This is a genomic window from Ohtaekwangia sp., assembly GCF_036786105.1.
GTDB lineage: Bacteria > Bacteroidota > Bacteroidia > Cytophagales > Cyclobacteriaceae > Ohtaekwangia.
This window is the reverse complement of the sequence record NZ_DAIQRQ010000014.1, coordinates 23737-38405: the sequence shown is the minus strand read 5'-3', so window position 1 is coordinate 38405 and position 14669 is coordinate 23737. Positions and strand designations below refer to the sequence as shown.

General features: G+C 44.4%; 14 protein-coding genes. 11 read left to right on the top strand and 3 right to left on the bottom strand.

The annotated features are described in order from the left end of the window. The first annotated feature begins 20 nt into the window (after nt 1–20). On the top strand, nt 21–878 hold the full coding sequence (gene ku, locus V7Q33_RS08895; protein ID WP_333819617.1) for a non-homologous end joining protein Ku: 858 nt from the start codon (nt 21–23) through the stop codon (nt 876–878). Between the two features lie 113 nt (nt 879–991). Beyond that, nucleotides 992–1600: a tetratricopeptide repeat protein gene (locus V7Q33_RS08890; RefSeq protein ID WP_331975264.1), complete on the top strand. Its 609-nt coding sequence runs from the start codon at nt 992–994 to the stop codon at nt 1598–1600. Here the strand turns inward: V7Q33_RS08890 and V7Q33_RS08885 are convergent, their stop codons facing one another. Further along, entirely contained in the window at nt 1601–2458 is an 858-nt protein-coding gene (locus tag V7Q33_RS08885) for a DUF3667 domain-containing protein (RefSeq protein WP_333819615.1), read from the bottom strand. Nucleotides 2459–2541: 83 nt separating this feature from the next. Beyond that, nucleotides 2542–3054, bottom strand: a complete 513-nt coding sequence (locus V7Q33_RS08880) for a hypothetical protein (RefSeq protein WP_331975261.1) — start codon at nt 3052–3054, stop codon at nt 2542–2544. A gap of 318 nt (nt 3055–3372) precedes the next feature. Between V7Q33_RS08880 and V7Q33_RS08875 the strand changes: the two genes are divergently transcribed. From V7Q33_RS08875 to bshB1, 7 genes are all read left to right on the top strand, one after another. After that, complete coding sequence (locus V7Q33_RS08875) at nt 3373–3789, top strand: START-like domain-containing protein (RefSeq protein WP_333819614.1); 417 nt, start codon at nt 3373–3375, stop codon at nt 3787–3789. A gap of 85 nt (nt 3790–3874) precedes the next feature. Beyond that, nucleotides 3875–5683, top strand: a complete 1809-nt coding sequence (locus V7Q33_RS08870) for an LptF/LptG family permease (RefSeq protein WP_333819613.1) — start codon at nt 3875–3877, stop codon at nt 5681–5683. Between the two features lie 88 nt (nt 5684–5771). Continuing rightward, nucleotides 5772–6047 carry a 30S ribosomal protein S15 gene (gene rpsO / locus V7Q33_RS08865; protein WP_331975255.1) on the top strand — a complete coding sequence of 92 codons (276 nt, stop codon included), beginning with the start codon at nt 5772–5774 and terminating at the stop codon, nt 6045–6047. Between the two features lie 103 nt (nt 6048–6150). After that, a complete protein-coding gene (gene pnp / locus V7Q33_RS08860) occupies nt 6151–8298 on the top strand; it encodes a polyribonucleotide nucleotidyltransferase (protein ID WP_331975253.1) in 2148 nt (715 codons plus the stop codon). Between the two features lie 81 nt (nt 8299–8379). Next, nucleotides 8380–9243 (top strand): sigma-70 family RNA polymerase sigma factor, encoded by an 864-nt coding sequence (locus tag V7Q33_RS08855; protein ID WP_073130761.1) that lies wholly within the window; start codon nt 8380–8382, stop codon nt 9241–9243. A 78-nt stretch (nt 9244–9321) separates the two neighbouring features. Then, nucleotides 9322–10269 carry a thioredoxin-disulfide reductase gene (gene trxB, locus V7Q33_RS08850; RefSeq protein ID WP_333819611.1) on the top strand — a complete coding sequence of 316 codons (948 nt, stop codon included), beginning with the start codon at nt 9322–9324 and terminating at the stop codon, nt 10267–10269. 87 nt (nt 10270–10356) lie between these two features. Then, the gene (gene bshB1 / locus V7Q33_RS08845) at nt 10357–11076 is read left to right on the top strand and encodes a bacillithiol biosynthesis deacetylase BshB1 (RefSeq protein ID WP_331975249.1); all 720 of its coding nucleotides are present in this window, start codon (nt 10357–10359) and stop codon (nt 11074–11076) included. 26 nt (nt 11077–11102) lie between these two features. Here the strand turns inward: bshB1 and pdxH are convergent, their stop codons facing one another. Further along, nucleotides 11103–11744 carry a pyridoxamine 5'-phosphate oxidase gene (gene pdxH / locus V7Q33_RS08840; protein WP_333819610.1) on the bottom strand — a complete coding sequence of 214 codons (642 nt, stop codon included), beginning with the start codon at nt 11742–11744 and terminating at the stop codon, nt 11103–11105. A gap of 282 nt (nt 11745–12026) precedes the next feature. Here pdxH and V7Q33_RS08835 point away from each other — a divergent pair, with 282 nt between their 5' ends. Together V7Q33_RS08835 and V7Q33_RS08830 are read left to right on the top strand one after the other, a co-directional pair. After that, on the top strand, nt 12027–12602 hold the full coding sequence (locus V7Q33_RS08835; protein ID WP_331975245.1) for a YqgE/AlgH family protein: 576 nt from the start codon (nt 12027–12029) through the stop codon (nt 12600–12602). Between the two features lie 54 nt (nt 12603–12656). After that, on the top strand, nt 12657–14501 hold the full coding sequence (locus tag V7Q33_RS08830; RefSeq protein ID WP_333819608.1) for a DUF349 domain-containing protein: 1845 nt from the start codon (nt 12657–12659) through the stop codon (nt 14499–14501). The last annotated feature ends 168 nt before the right edge of the window (nt 14502–14669 follow it).

The following is a 14669-nucleotide window of genomic DNA, read 5'->3' as shown; positions in this document are numbered from 1 at the left end:
ATTTTTTAAACTAAGTAACTATGCGCGCCATCTGGAAAGGACACATTCAATTTTCACTCGTCACCATTCCTGTTAGAATTTACAACGCCATCGATACTGGTCAAACAATCAGCTTCAACCTGCTTTCAAAAGACGGGCACAATCCGGTAAGCTACGAGAAGAAAGATAAAGTGACCGGACAGACGTTGAAGACTGAAGATATAGTAAAAGGGTATCAATATGAACCCGGTCAATATGTGATCATTGAACAGGAAGACCTTAATAAGGTAAAGCTCAAAAGCGAAAAAGTAATTGAGATAGAAGGGTTTGTTGATTCTTCCGAAGTACATCCTACTTTGTACGAGACACCCTATTACATAGGACCCGATGGCGATGTTTCTGCCAAGACGTATGGACTGCTCTCGCAAACATTAAAAGAGAGCGGGCGCATTGCAGTAGGGAAGGTGGTGTTGCGCGATCGCGAAACCCCGGTGCTACTGGCTCCGATGGACGGTGGCATGGTGATGTACCGCCTTCGCTATCCCAACGAAGTACGAAGCATGCGCGAAGTACCACAGCTGCTGGAGGTGAAAGCCGACAAAGAGCAATTGAAACTTGCCAAGACCTTGGTAGATTCCATGACTACCAAGTTTGCCAACATTGAAATGAAGGATCATTACTATGATGCGCTCAAAAGCATAATCGATGCAAAAGTTGCTGGCAAAGAAATCGTAACCATGTCGGAAGAAGAACCGAAAGTGGTCGATATCATGACAGCCCTGAAGGCCAGCATTGATGCCGCCAAAAAGCCTATGGAAAAAGCAAAAGGTGAAACTGCCAAGAAAGCCAAAACCGAAAAAGAGAAGCCTGCCAAGACTGCGAAACGAAAAGCCAGTTAACGTTGTTTTATAAGGTAAATTTGTTAGAGTAATTTGTTAAGTTAGCGTGGTTATCGCAAGCTTGCAAAGCATACCGTTTATTACTATTGGCAGATATAATTTACCTTTGCACCGTGGCAAAAATCATCCAGTTTAAAGTCAATCCTGTTCCGGAGAAATTCGGGCCTCAACCTGCGCGCGTCAAGCATGGGAAGGGAAAGGAACTGGAAAAGCAGGGCCAACTGAATCTCTTTACAGGAGGTAAAGTTGTACGTCTCAATCAATTATCTGTTTTTGAAGAAGCACTGATGCTCGATGATCAGGGCGATAAAGCTTCCGCACGCCTGCGCTATCTAAAAGCTATCGAAGAGCTTGACTCCATTGCCGATGCCTATTGCAACCTAGGTATACTTGAATTTAAGGAAGGACAAAATACCAAGGCTATCGATTTCTTTACCAAGTGTTTAAAGGAGGAGCCACGTCACTTTGAAGCGCATTATAACCTGGCCAACCTCTATGCCGAAGTTGGCAACTTCGCGTTGGCAAAAGTACATTATGGAGTATCGATCGAGATTCAACCAACGTTCCCCAACAGTCATTTCAATCTCGGTCTTACATTGGCTATGAACAAAGAGTTCACAGAGGCCATCGAAGCACTAAAGCACTATAGAAAGCTCACGCCGAAGAGCGATCACACACAAGTAGATGATCTGATCCTCAAGCTTGGTAATACCGACCGGTAGTTACATCGTCCAGATTGTAATAAAGAACAGGAAGAACCGGTACACTTCCAGCGCCACAAACAATCCGAGAATTCCCGCAAAAGCTTTTAGTATAAGTCGCTTGCCCCGCTGGCTATAGAAGGTGCGCGCAGCATAAAATATAAAGTATAGATTGGTGGATACAAAGATGATGGTAAGCGTAAGATCGTTCAGGTACATACCATAACTTGATGTATGCGTAATGCGCAAAATCATATTAATAAACGCAAAGATCACCGACAGTGCTATTGCATTCACGGCCAGGTTAAAACTGGTAAGTTCTACGGAGAAAGCCACGTGATCGGTAAAGTAGCGATTCTTCTTCCGGAAGATCAGGCTGAGGGGCAGCGATGCCAGCAATACAAAAACTACAACCAGTAATTTTGCCAGGCTCGTGGTTTTTTCATTATACATGAGTTCAAAGCCCGTCATCGTCATGCTATCTTTTTTCAGCATTTGTACAACTATCCGTTGTGCCAGCTTGCTGTGTGGAAGTACATGGAGCTGAGTGTACAGTGATGAGTTGAACATTTGCAGCACCGGAAACAAAAAATAAATCAGGTTCAGAATAAAGAACATTTGTAATGGGCGCATGTACATTACCCTGCGGCCGTCCACATACTCACGCGAAAGAAACCCGGGCTTGGTAACAGTATACCACAACGATTTCAGAAACTTGTTATCAACAATGGTAGATGCAACCAGCAAATGACCAATAACAGATTGAATCTTGCGCTCCTTCGGCTCAATTACTTTTTCACCACAGAGGTTGCAGTAAAGTCCAACGAAAGTATTGCTGCAGCTTTTACAAACATGCTGCTGATGCGCGAAGTCGTTCATGCAGGTAGTTAAAGATTGTCTGGTACAAAACTAACGAAAGCATTGGCTTATAGATAAGTATTGTATAAACCGATCTTGCGCCGTTACGCTAGTTCTTTTAATATTTTCCTGGCCCGAACGGTAAACGCAGGCGAGGCGTAAGGCAGTTGATCTTCCAGTACAATCTGAAGTTCTTTCTTCAGCTCAGGTATAGTTTGCGTCAGGCGATAAAGCACCGTCATCGCGAAAGCTTTTACCGCTACCGGCTCTTTGTGGTCTTGCAGGTATTGAAAACAGAGGTCTATCAATGCTCCGTGATAGCGCTTCGGTATATCGCAGAACTGCAGCAGCCGCATTGTGTTCCGCTTTACGGCATCATGAATACCGGGCTTCCTTAAATAGTCAATCACTCGTTTTAGATGCGGGCGAATAAGCTCCGGATGTTTCTCCACACACAGCCCCACGGGCCATGCGGCTCGCTGCGTTACGCGGTATGGACCTTCCAGGTAAATGTCAACCAACACTTTAAATCGAACCGGATTATCAGCCACATAATCAGTTATCTTACTCGCTTGTTTCTTTGAGTGTTCGCGCAATAATGCCTGTCTTAAATCCATTGAAAGGGTATTTGATCAATTGATCGTAAAGAGCAACCAATAATCTCCTCAAAATAAACGTTTTTGATAAGGTCAGTTACATTTGATTAAGAATTAACTGACCTATGGGAGTAATGTTAGCGTTACTGTCTACCGCTTTAATCCAGATTGGTCTCTGTATCTTTTGTTTTATCAAAAAAGCTCGTTTGAAAGTTTAACAAACTTCTTCTATATTTTTTTCGGGCACGTGGAGCTTTTTACAGATGCAAAAGGCGGCCACGTTTTTTATTTTGTCATAGTCCTAAAAATAATATATATTCAAATCCCAAGCCCTTTGCTATGGCAACGCTAAGCATGTCGAAAAAGAAATTATTTATTGCGGACTATGAGATCCACGCTTCTATTAAGATGCTGTATCCATACATTCAAACAGCGAGCGGCCTGGCAGAGTGGTTTGCAGATGATGTAACTATCAACAACGAAGACAAATCCTTTACTTTCTTTTGGGATAGCGAAGAACATAGAGCACGGCTCACCGCCCATAGAACCAATCACTTTGCACGCTTCGAATTTCTGCCCGAGAATGATAACGACAGTCGCGATCCATCATACTTCGAACTTCGCCTCGAATTCAATGAACTAACACAATCCGTTTACCTCAAAGTATTTGATTACTCAGACTTTGATGATCACAAAGAACTTCACGACCTGTGGGATGGTCTGATAGAGGCACTTCGTAAGACTGTAGGAGGGTAGTGCGCCTTTCTTCTTCATCCAATTTATTTTTTGCTCACCGTTTTGATTCCCTTGCATTGGCTTTATTTTTGAGTGCATAGCGCGCATGAAGAAACTCGACAAGCTTATATTAAGTGCCTTTATTGGCCCGTTCCTCATTACCTTCCTGGTCGTAGTTTTTATTCTGCTCAACGTAAACATGCTCAAGTATTTCGATGACATCATCGGAAAGGGACTGGATTACTGGACGTTAGGTCAATTGTTTTTTCATTTTGCCGTATTTACCGTACCTACCGCATTGCCTTTGGCCGTGCTGCTTTCATCGCTGATTGCCTTCGGAAATCTGGGCGAGCACTTTGAGCTAACAGCCATAAAAGCTTCCGGGGTTTCACTTGTACGCGCATTACTTCCTATTTTCGTATTTGTACTCGGCCTTACGGTGGTAGCTTTCTATGCCAACAACGACCTGGTACCTAAAGCTGCTCTCGAAGCCTATAGTCTCCTCTATGACATCAAACAAAAGAAACCCGCGCTTGACTTGCGTGAAGGGGCCTTCTATAATGGCATTAATGATATCAGTATAAAGGTCAATAAAAAATTTCCCGATGGTATCACACTGAAAGATGTGATTGTGTATGACCACCGAAAGAACGATGGCAACAAAGAAGTGACGATCGCTGACTCCGGTCGTATGCAAACAATATTAAACGAACGCTACCTCAAGTTCGAGTTGTTCAATGGGTATAACTATACCGAAGGTGCCAGCAACGAGCGCGAAGTAGTAGGGCAGAAGAGAAATAAAAATTCAGAGACGCTAAGCCGCAGTAAATTCAATAAGACCCAAGTCGTGTTCGACTTATCATCGTTCCAGATGGATCGCACAGATAAGAAGTGGTTTCAGAATAACCGCATCATGCGAAATCTGGGACAACTCGATGGAGATATAGATTCGGTGCATAGAGAAATCATGAATCAGCGCCTGTCACATTATTTATACCGGCCAAGTTATTTCAATTTCTACTTCCGGAAAGATACAGTCATTATGCCCTCTGATGTGTGGGCCTATAAACATTACCGCGATTCAATTACAGCGTTACCCTACCGGGATAAGATAAAGACTCGGGAACCGCAGCCGGTTGCCCAGACACTGCCGCCCCCGGCTAAGACCGAAGAGCCTAAGAAAGTGGAACCCAAAAAGCAAGAATCAAAACCGGTAGTAGTAAGGAAGCCCGATAATGACAAGCCTCCGGTGAAGAGCAGTGCTTCTATAAAAACAAAGCCCAGTAATAGATTTAATAAGTTAAATGCGGCCGTCAAACGTAGACCGGTGAAATATAAAACACAGCCGAAAGTTATTCCGGTTGTGCCTCCCAGGAAAGTGCCTGTGTCGGACTCTACCATTCAGGCCAAGATAGACAGCGTATTTAAATTAGAGCCACGCCAGGAAGTCTGGCAAGGTGCCGCAAACATGGCACGACAGGTGAAAAGCCAAGTGGAAAACGCCAATAGCAGCATTGAAAATTACACTACTGAGCTGCGTACATTCCAGATACAGTGGCACAAGATCTTTGCGAGTTCATTTGCCTGCATTGCCATGTTTTTGATCGGGGCACCTCTGGGCGCTATCATTAAACGAGGCGGATTGGGAGTTCCATTCCTGGTGTCCATTCTGTTCTTTATTATATACTATGTATTAACCATGCAGGGAGAGAAGCTTGCCAAGCAGGGAAATGTGAGTATTGCAACGGGAGTGTGGATGGCAGATTTTTTATTGCTCCTTACGGGAATGTTTTTTCTGAGACAAGCCCGAATTGATGCACGTTTGTTTGAGGCTGATTTTTATAGTGTTGCAGCGGATAAGATAAAGCGATGGTTTACGAAAAGAAAGGACGCACGCAAAGCGCAACCGGTTTAGAACGTCGAAAGTTTAATGAGTTTTTGGATTATTCGGCCATTTTGGCTTACCTTTGCACCCTGAATAAAGAGATAAAAATTTTTTTGAGATGTATTTAACTACTGAAATTAAACAAGGTTTGTTCTCGAAACACGGCTTCGGCAAGAAGAAAGAAGATACGGGTTCTCCGGAGTCGCAGATTGCCCTGTTCACTCATCGGATCAACCACTTGACCGATCACCTGAAAGATCATAAGAAAGATTTCGCTACACAACAAGGCCTCATGAAATTGGTAGGTAAGCGCAAAAAGCTCCTCAACTACCTCCAGAACACAAACATCGAACGCTACAGGGCGGTTCTTGCGGACCTCGACCTGAGAAAATAAGAATTCTACATTCCCCGAAGGGAACCCGAACAAAGGTTCCCTTTTTGCATTTTTAAAAAATGAGGTAAACCGCTTACCAGGTTTATCTCTAACATCTATTTTTATGAAACCGACTGTTATTACTAAATCTTGCAAGTTGCCGGATGGCCGCGAGATAACTATTGAAACCGGAAAACTTGCCCGCCAGGCAGACGGTGCCGTGGTATTGAAAATGGGTAACACCATGCTGTTAGCTACCGTTGTATCTGCACAGGACGCAAAAGAAGGAACAGACTTCCTTCCATTGTCCGTTGATTATCAGGAAAAATTTGCCTCTACCGGTAAAGTACCGGGAGGATTCCTGAAACGTGAAAGCAAATTATCTGACTACGAAATTCTGATTAGCCGCCTGGTTGATCGTGCGATACGTCCACTTTTTCCCAGCGATTATCATGCTGATACACAGGTGATGATTTACCTCATCTCCGGAGATGCCAACGCTATGCCCGATGCGCTTGCAGCATTTGCAGCATCAGCAGCATTATCTGTTTCGGATATTCCTTTCCAGGGACCGATATCAGAAGTTCGCGTAGCCCGTGTTGATGGCAAGTTCCTTATCAACCCAACCATGGCTGATAAAGAACGTGCCGACATAGACCTGATCGTGGCAGCTTCTATCGAGAATATATTGATGGTGGAAGGTGAGATGAAAGAAGTGAGCGAAGCCGATATGCTGGAAGCGTTGAAGGTTGCTCACGCGGCTATTATCGAACAGTGTAAAGTTCAGATCGAATTTGCACAAGCCGTTGGAAGAATAGAGAAACGGACCTATAGCCACGAAACAAACGATGAGGCACTCAAGGCCGAGCTTTGGGCTAAATTCTACGAACCGGTATATGCAGCAGCTTCCCGCCTGCTGACAAACAAGAAGGAAAGATCAGAGGCACTTTCCAAGCCACTGGATGAATACCTCGAATCACTCCCGGAAGATACCACGATCGATAAAACGCTAGTGAAGCGTTACTACAAAGACATTTTAAAGAAGGCTGCACGCGATCTGTCACTTAACAAACAGATTCGTCTGGATGGCCGTAAAACGAAGGAAATCAGGCAAATATGGTCCGAGGTTGATTATCTTCCTTCAACACACGGATCTTCAATTTTTACCCGTGGTGAAACACAATCACTCACAACGGTAACACTAGGTACAAAGCTTGACGAGCAGCTTATTGATGGCGCTATGATCTCCGGATCAAGCAAGTTTATCCTGCATTATAACTTCCCTGGATTTTCTACGGGTGAGGTAAAACCGAATCGCGCTCCGGGCAGACGCGAAGTGGGTCACGGTAACCTGGCGTTCCGTGCGCTGAAACAAGTGCTTCCTCCCGATGAAAAGAATCCATACACAATCCGTGTTGTATCCGATATACTGGAATCAAACGGTTCGTCCTCTATGGCTACCGTATGTGCCGGTTCACTGGCATTGATGGATGCTGGTGTGCCTATCAAGGCTCCGGTATCCGGTATAGCAATGGGTATGATCTCCGATAGCGAGACCGGCCGTTATGCTATTCTTTCTGATATCCTTGGTGATGAAGATCACCTGGGTGATATGGACTTTAAAGTTACTGGTACTGAGTTTGGTATCACCGCTTGCCAGATGGACCTTAAAGTAGATGGGCTTACTTACGAAATTCTGGCAGAAGCATTGAACCAGGCACGCGAAGGAAGACTTCATATCCTCAACGAAATGAAGAAGACCATTGCTGCACCTCGTGCTGATCTGAAGCCTCATACACCACGTGCAGAAACCGTCATCATCGAGAAAGAAATGATCGGTGCTGTAATCGGTCCTGGTGGTAAAGTAGTACAAGACATACAGAATACAACCGGAGCAACCGTTGTTATTGAAGAAGTTAATGGCAAAGGCATTGTTAACGTGTTTGCAAGTAGCAAAGATGTAATGGATGCTGCGTTGAAACGTATTAAAGGCATTGTAGCCGTTCCGGAAGTAGGAGAAGTTTACGATGGAAAAGTGAAGTCAATTATGCCATTTGGTGCATTTGTGGAGTTCATGCCAGGGAAAGATGGCTTGCTGCACATCTCCGAGATCAAATGGGAACGCCTTGAAACCATGGAAGGCGTACTGGAAGTAGGAGAGGAAGTAAAAGTAAAACTGATCGAAGTAGACAAAAAAACAGGCAAGTTCCGTCTATCCAGAAAAGTATTATTGCCTCGTCCGCCGAAGAAAGAAACAACTGCGGCAGAATAATCGTACACCAGTAATTGACAGGAACTAACTTTTAACAGTATATTGTTAGATAAACGAACGTAAACAGAGTACAGAAGGAACATGAGACAGCTTAAGATCAGTAAACAAATTACCAACCGCGAAAGCCAGTCGCTGGATAAATATCTCCAGGAGATTGGTAAGGTTGACCTCCTTACGCCAGATGAAGAAGTAGAGTTGGCGAAGCGTATCAAAGAAGGTGATCAGATAGCATTAGAGAAACTTACCAAAGCAAACCTCCGTTTCGTTGTATCCGTTGCCAAGCAATATCAAAATCAAGGCCTTTCATTGGGTGATCTTATCAATGAAGGCAATTTAGGTTTGATTAAAGCTGCTCAGCGTTTCGATGAGACCCGCGGTTTTAAATTCATCTCCTATGCCGTATGGTGGATCCGCCAATCAATTCTGCAGGCGCTTGCCGAACAGTCGCGTATTGTTCGTTTGCCGCTGAACCGTGTCGGATCGTTGAATAAAATTTCAAAGACATTCTCCGAGCTTGAACAAAAGTATGAACGCGAGCCTTCTCCGGAAGAACTTGCCGAAGTGCTGGATGTAACAACAGCAGAAGTTGTCGATACCATGAAGATATCCGGTCGCCATGTTTCCATGGACGCTCCGTTTGTTCAAGGTGAAGAGAACAGCTTATTGGATGTGTTGGAGAACGATAGCGAAGAGACTCCTGACTCTGGTTTAATGAACGATTCACTTCGCAGAGAAGTGCAACGTGCACTGTCTACGCTTACCCAACGCGAAGCAGATGTTATTACGCTTTACTTCGGTCTTAACGGCGAACATTCCATGACGCTTGAAGAGATCGGTGAGAAGTTTAACCTTACCCGCGAGCGCGTTCGTCAGATTAAAGAGAAGGCTATCAGACGTCTCCGTCATACTTCCAGAAGCAAAGCTTTGAAGCCTTACTTAGGTTAGAATCCCAAATTTTTGGAATATATTGAGGGTCTCGAATTACGAGACCCTTTATTTTGTTATCGTATCAAACATGTATTTATGGCAAAAGAAGAAGTGAAAGTACTCATCATTGGCTCCGGCCCTGCCGGATATACCGCTGCGATTTATGCAGCCCGTGCAGGTTTGAATCCTGTTCTTTACACAGGAGGCCAGCCAGGTGGTCAGCTAACGACTACAAATGATGTTGAGAACTTTCCGGGCTACCCTGAAGGTATAAACGGCCCACAAATGATGATCGATCTGCAGAAGCAGGCAGAACGATTCGGAACCAAGATCAACTATGGTCTGGTAACATCAGTTGATTTTTCAGGCTATCCATTAAAGGTAACGATCGATGAGAAAGACGAAGTGATCGCTGAATCTGTAATCATAGCTACCGGGGCAACAGCTAAATATTTAGGTTTACCATCGGAAGAGAAATTCTATAACCGCGGTGTATCGGCCTGTGCTGTATGCGATGGATATTTTTATCGCGGTAAGGAAGTAGCCGTAGTAGGCGCTGGTGACTCAGCAGCCGAGGAAGCAACATACCTTGCCAAGCTCTGTACGAAAGTACACCTGATTGTAAGACGTGATGAGATGCGTGCTTCCAGGATTATGCAGAACCGCGTGCTGAGTACGCCCAATATCGAAGTGCATTGGAACACGGAGACGGAAGAAATTATTGGTGACGATAACGGAGTAACAGGAGTACGCCTGGTGAACACCAGGACAGGCGAGAAGAAGCATGTTGCCCTGCAGGGATTCTTCCTGGCGATTGGCCATAAGCCTAACACCGATATTTTTAAAGACTATATCGAGATGGACGAAACCGGGTATATCAAAGTACAGCCTGGTTCCACCAAAACAAACATAGAAGGAGTGTTTGCTGTAGGCGATGCTACCGACAAGGTATACCGTCAGGCGATCACGGCAGCAGGAACAGGATGTATGGGCGCGCTCGATGCCGAGAAGTTCCTTGTAGCAAAAGAGCTGCAGACTGCCTGAGTAAAATCTAAATAGCTTTTTATACAAGACGTATCCCATCAGGTTCATGATGAAGCTGGTGGGATATATCATTTTAATAATTCCACTATGAAATTAGATATACTTGTTCTTTCTGCACATCCTGACGATGCGGAGCTTGGCTGCGGAGGAACAATCGCCAGACACATTGCACTGGGTCATACCGTTGGGCTTATTGATTTTACGCGTGGCGAACTGGGTACGCGAGGCACCGTGGAAACACGCGCTGCAGAAGCCGCCAGTGCTGCTAAAATACTGGGGGTATCGGTTCGCGAGAACCTGGGACTTAAAGACGGATTTTTTCAAAATGATCCGGAACACCAACTCAAAGTTATTCAGGCTGTGCGCAAGTACACGCCCGATATAGTGCTCTGTAACGCTGTATACGACAGGCATGTCGATCATGGTAAAGGAGCATCTCTGGCATACGATGCCTGCTTTCTCTCCGGGCTGGTAAAGATCGAGACTACCGATGAACAAGGTAAGCCACAACAGGCATGGAGACCAAAAGCGATATATCACTATATCCAAAGTCAGCTGATAGAGCCGGATTTTATTGTGGATATTTCCGGGTATTGGGATATCAAACTGGAAGCCATCAAAGCATTCAAGTCGCAATTCTTCGATCCTTCAAGTAAGGAACCGAATACCTATATTTCCAGCCCTGCATTTCTTAAAATGATTGAATCACGTGCCCTGGAATTCGGTCACGCGATTGGCGCAGCACACGGTGAGGGATTCACAGTGCGTAGGTATCCGGGTGTAACCAATCTTTTTAACTTGCTGTGATATAGCAGGTATATATTTTCCAATCGCTAAGGAGCCAGCCGGTAAATTTTCCAGGCGTTGTCTATTTTATTGAATTGAATGCGATCGTGGAGGCGGCTTTGCCGCCCTTGCCAGAACTCGATCATGACCGGCTCTACTTCAAATCCGCCCCATTGATGAGGCTTGGGAAGTACTTCATGGCCAGAGAATTTCTTCTCGATCTGTGCGACACGTTCTTCCAATATAGTGCGCGATTCAATGATGCTGCTTTGTGGTGATGACCAGGCTCCGATCTGAGATCCGCGCGGGCGACTTTGAAAATATTGTTCAGATCGCTCAGCATCAATACGACCTGCTACACCTTCAATGCGCACCTGGCGCTCAAGTTCCGGCCAGAAGAAAGTTAACGCACACGCAGGTACACGCTCCAGGTCTTTTCCCTTAGCACTTTGATAATTAGTATAAAATACAAACCGGTTGCTCTCTATACCTTTCAGCAATACAATTCTGCTCGAGGGGCCGCCCAGCGCATTGACGGTAGATAGTGTCATGGCATTAGGTTCTGGCACCTGCGCTTGTACCGCTTCCTGAAACCATTTTTCAAACTGCCGGACAGGATCAGGCAGAACGTTCGTTACATCGAGGGAAGCCTTTGAATATTCGTTTCTCAGATCAGCGATAGCGAGCATAGTATTTCTATAATTGAAACTGTAAATGTAATTCAACGATAAAGAACATCATCTTTATAGTGTCTTAACATGATAATTATCATACTGGTATCAAAATTAAATTTAAATTGTGTGAGCATTGGCCACGATACTCTAAAACTTTCCTACCTAAATAGCAATCGTTTTAAAGAACTGATATTGTTAACCTGCAGGCCTCTGGAAATAAAATTTGCACAGATGAGGGCTAAGTATTTTATTCATATAACAATTGATGGATAAATCCGTCATTAAAAAGAAGACCCCATGGAGTTTTTCAAGTATAAAAATCAAATAAAGCCGGAGAAAGGAAGGCTGCTCATCTCAGAGCCGTTTCTTCCCGATCCGAATTTTGAGCGCACCGTTGTATTGCTGTGCGAGCATAATGAAGAAGGTTCCTTCGGCTTTGTTGTAAACAAGCCCTCTATACTGAAGGTAAACGAGGTGATGGAAGATATCAAAAAGCTTGAAGGCATCGTTTATGTAGGAGGCCCTGTGCAGCAGGATACATTACATTTTCTTCACCGGAATATTGTGTTGGAAAATGCCGTGAAGATCCAGGGCGAAGTATATTGGGGTGGAGATTTTGAATCGCTGATAACTCAGATTGATACCGGAATCGTGCAGGCAAAAGATATTCGGTTTTATCTGGGGTACAGCGGCTGGGGGCCGGGACAACTGGAAACAGAGCTGGAAGACGACTCGTGGATTGTATGTGATTTTGCTACGGACGAACTGTTGTTTGATACGGAACCTTCGATGATCTGGAAAAAAGCCCTCGACAGTATGGGGGGCCGTTTCTCGATATATTCTAACTACCCTGTAGATCCGCGAATGAATTAGGCTTTTTTAGTTAAATTTACGCTAAGCGCGTACCAAAGATTGACTTATTGACCCATGGAAATGGAAAGAGATAAACGAGAGGAAAATGTTCAGGAGGCCGGGTTGGTGGAGAACCATGGCAATACGTTGAACTCCGAAATAGACTTGGCAGATCATCATGAGGGTGCTGATGACACTATCGAAGAAGAGCATATTGACTATAGCAATTACTCAAAGGTGCAACTTGCCAATGTTATAAGAGACCTCGCGAAAGATGACAACTTCAAGCGTGTTGATAACATCATTCGTGAAATAAAACCGCTATATGACGACATCCGCGAAAAGGAAAAAGCGGAAGCGCTCATGAAGTTCATCGGCAGCGGTGGTATAGAAGAAGACTTCGAATATAAAGGCGATGAATCGGATGTGATCTTCGATGCGAATATCAAACTTATCCGCGATCGGAAGACGAATCACATTCGCTTGCAGGAAGAAAAGAAAAACGATAACCTTCGCAGAAAGCAGGAACTGCTGGAACGGATTCGTGTCGTGGCAGATTCGCAAAACTCTGATGAGCAGTTCGAGCAATTTAAAGAGCTTCAGAAAGAGTGGAAAACGATAGGACCTGTACCCGGCACACAAGCGAAAACACTGTGGGCAAATTATCATGCACTGGTAGATCGCTTCTACGATAATCAAAGTATATATTTTGAACTGAAGGAGCTTGATCGCAAGCGAAACCTGGAAGCGAAACTGGATCTTTGTGCGCGTGCCGAGAAGCTTTCTGAAGTGGAGATCATTAAAGATGCTATTCGCGAATTGAATGAATTGCACCACGAGTTCAAGCATATAGGTCCTGTGCCGAAAGATGACAAGGAAGTAGTATGGCAGCGCTTTAAAACAGCATCAGATGCAGTATATGCGAAGCGTGATTCATACCTTCAGAAATTACAACAGGAGCTTCATGGCAATCTTGACCTGAAGGCAAAGCTCAGCGATGAAGTGCAGGAGTTTTCGACTTTCAATTCTGATCGCATCAAAGAATGGAACCAGAAGACAAAAGAAATTCTTGATATTCAAAAGCGTTGGGAAGTAATTGGTGGTCTGCCTCGTGCAAAAGCAAAAGAGATTAACAAGAAGTTTTGGGGTGCCTTTAAAACATTTTTCAATAACAAGAATGCTTTCTTCAAAAAACTTGACGAAGAACGTGAGAAGAACCTGCAACTCAAGAATGAGCTTGTTGAAAAGGCTCTCGCTTTAAAAGAAAGCCACGACTGGGAGAAAACTTCCAACGAGTTAAAAGTACTGCAACAGAAGTGGAAAGAAGTTGGTCCGGTGCCCGAGAAATTCCGTGAGAAAGTCTTTAAGGAATTCAAAGATGCCTGCGACTATTTCTTTGAGCAGAGACGCACGCAGCATGGCAAAGTAGAAAATGAGCAGGCTGAAAATTTGCGACTCAAGGAGGATATATGTACCACATTGGAGAGCCATGCAGCAGCCGGTACCGCTTCACCAGAAGTGTTGAAAGCGCTGCAGGATCAATTTAACGCGATTGGTTTTGTGCCCCGCAAGGACATCAGCGCGATCCGTAATCGCTACCACGAAGCAGTGGATAAATTTGTGAGCCGCATACAAGGCTTCAGCGAAGACGACAAGAGCAAGCTGCTGCTGGAGAATCAGCTGAGCGATCTGAAAAATGATCCGATGGCCGACCGTAAGATTTTTCAGAAGGAGCAGGCCATCCGGAAGAAGATCAGCAAAGTTGAAAATGACATTGCGCTCTGGAGAAACAACCTCGAGTTCTTCTCTCGCTCACAAAATGCCGAAAGTGTTCGCATTGAGTTTAACGACAAGATTAAGGAAGCTACCGAGCACCTGAAGCAGTTGAAAGATCAATTGAAGATGCTGAAGACGATATAGGAGCATTGACAGTCAAAAACATAAAGTCTCATCCCTCTTCGGGTGAGACTTTTTTTATTGTAGTGCATGTAAAAATGCGTCTAAAAAACAAGAGTCCGAAAATGAAAAAAAGTGAACTTTTAAATAGTTATTTTTGCTGAAACATTTGTTGAAATCCATTCTTGATTT

What these genes read in the sequence shown, in the direction of transcription:
- ku (WP_333819617.1), top strand. Translation starts at nt 21, where the DNA reads ATGCGCGCCATCTGGAAAGGACACATTCAATTTTCACTCGTCACCATT.
- V7Q33_RS08885 (WP_333819615.1), bottom strand. Translation starts at nt 2,458, where the DNA reads ATGAACGACTTCGCGCATCAGCAGCATGTTTGTAAAAGCTGCAGCAAT.
- V7Q33_RS08880 (WP_331975261.1), bottom strand. Translation starts at nt 3,054, where the DNA reads ATGGATTTAAGACAGGCATTATTGCGCGAACACTCAAAGAAACAAGCG.
- V7Q33_RS08875 (WP_333819614.1), top strand. Translation starts at nt 3,373, where the DNA reads ATGGCAACGCTAAGCATGTCGAAAAAGAAATTATTTATTGCGGACTAT.
- V7Q33_RS08870 (WP_333819613.1), top strand. Translation starts at nt 3,875, where the DNA reads ATGAAGAAACTCGACAAGCTTATATTAAGTGCCTTTATTGGCCCGTTC.
- rpsO (WP_331975255.1), top strand. Translation starts at nt 5,772, where the DNA reads ATGTATTTAACTACTGAAATTAAACAAGGTTTGTTCTCGAAACACGGC.
- pnp (WP_331975253.1), top strand. Translation starts at nt 6,151, where the DNA reads ATGAAACCGACTGTTATTACTAAATCTTGCAAGTTGCCGGATGGCCGC.
- V7Q33_RS08855 (WP_073130761.1), top strand. Translation starts at nt 8,380, where the DNA reads ATGAGACAGCTTAAGATCAGTAAACAAATTACCAACCGCGAAAGCCAG.
- trxB (WP_333819611.1), top strand. Translation starts at nt 9,322, where the DNA reads ATGGCAAAAGAAGAAGTGAAAGTACTCATCATTGGCTCCGGCCCTGCC.
- bshB1 (WP_331975249.1), top strand. Translation starts at nt 10,357, where the DNA reads ATGAAATTAGATATACTTGTTCTTTCTGCACATCCTGACGATGCGGAG.
- pdxH (WP_333819610.1), bottom strand. Translation starts at nt 11,744, where the DNA reads ATGCTCGCTATCGCTGATCTGAGAAACGAATATTCAAAGGCTTCCCTC.
- V7Q33_RS08835 (WP_331975245.1), top strand. Translation starts at nt 12,027, where the DNA reads ATGGAGTTTTTCAAGTATAAAAATCAAATAAAGCCGGAGAAAGGAAGG.
- V7Q33_RS08830 (WP_333819608.1), top strand. Translation starts at nt 12,657, where the DNA reads ATGGAAATGGAAAGAGATAAACGAGAGGAAAATGTTCAGGAGGCCGGG.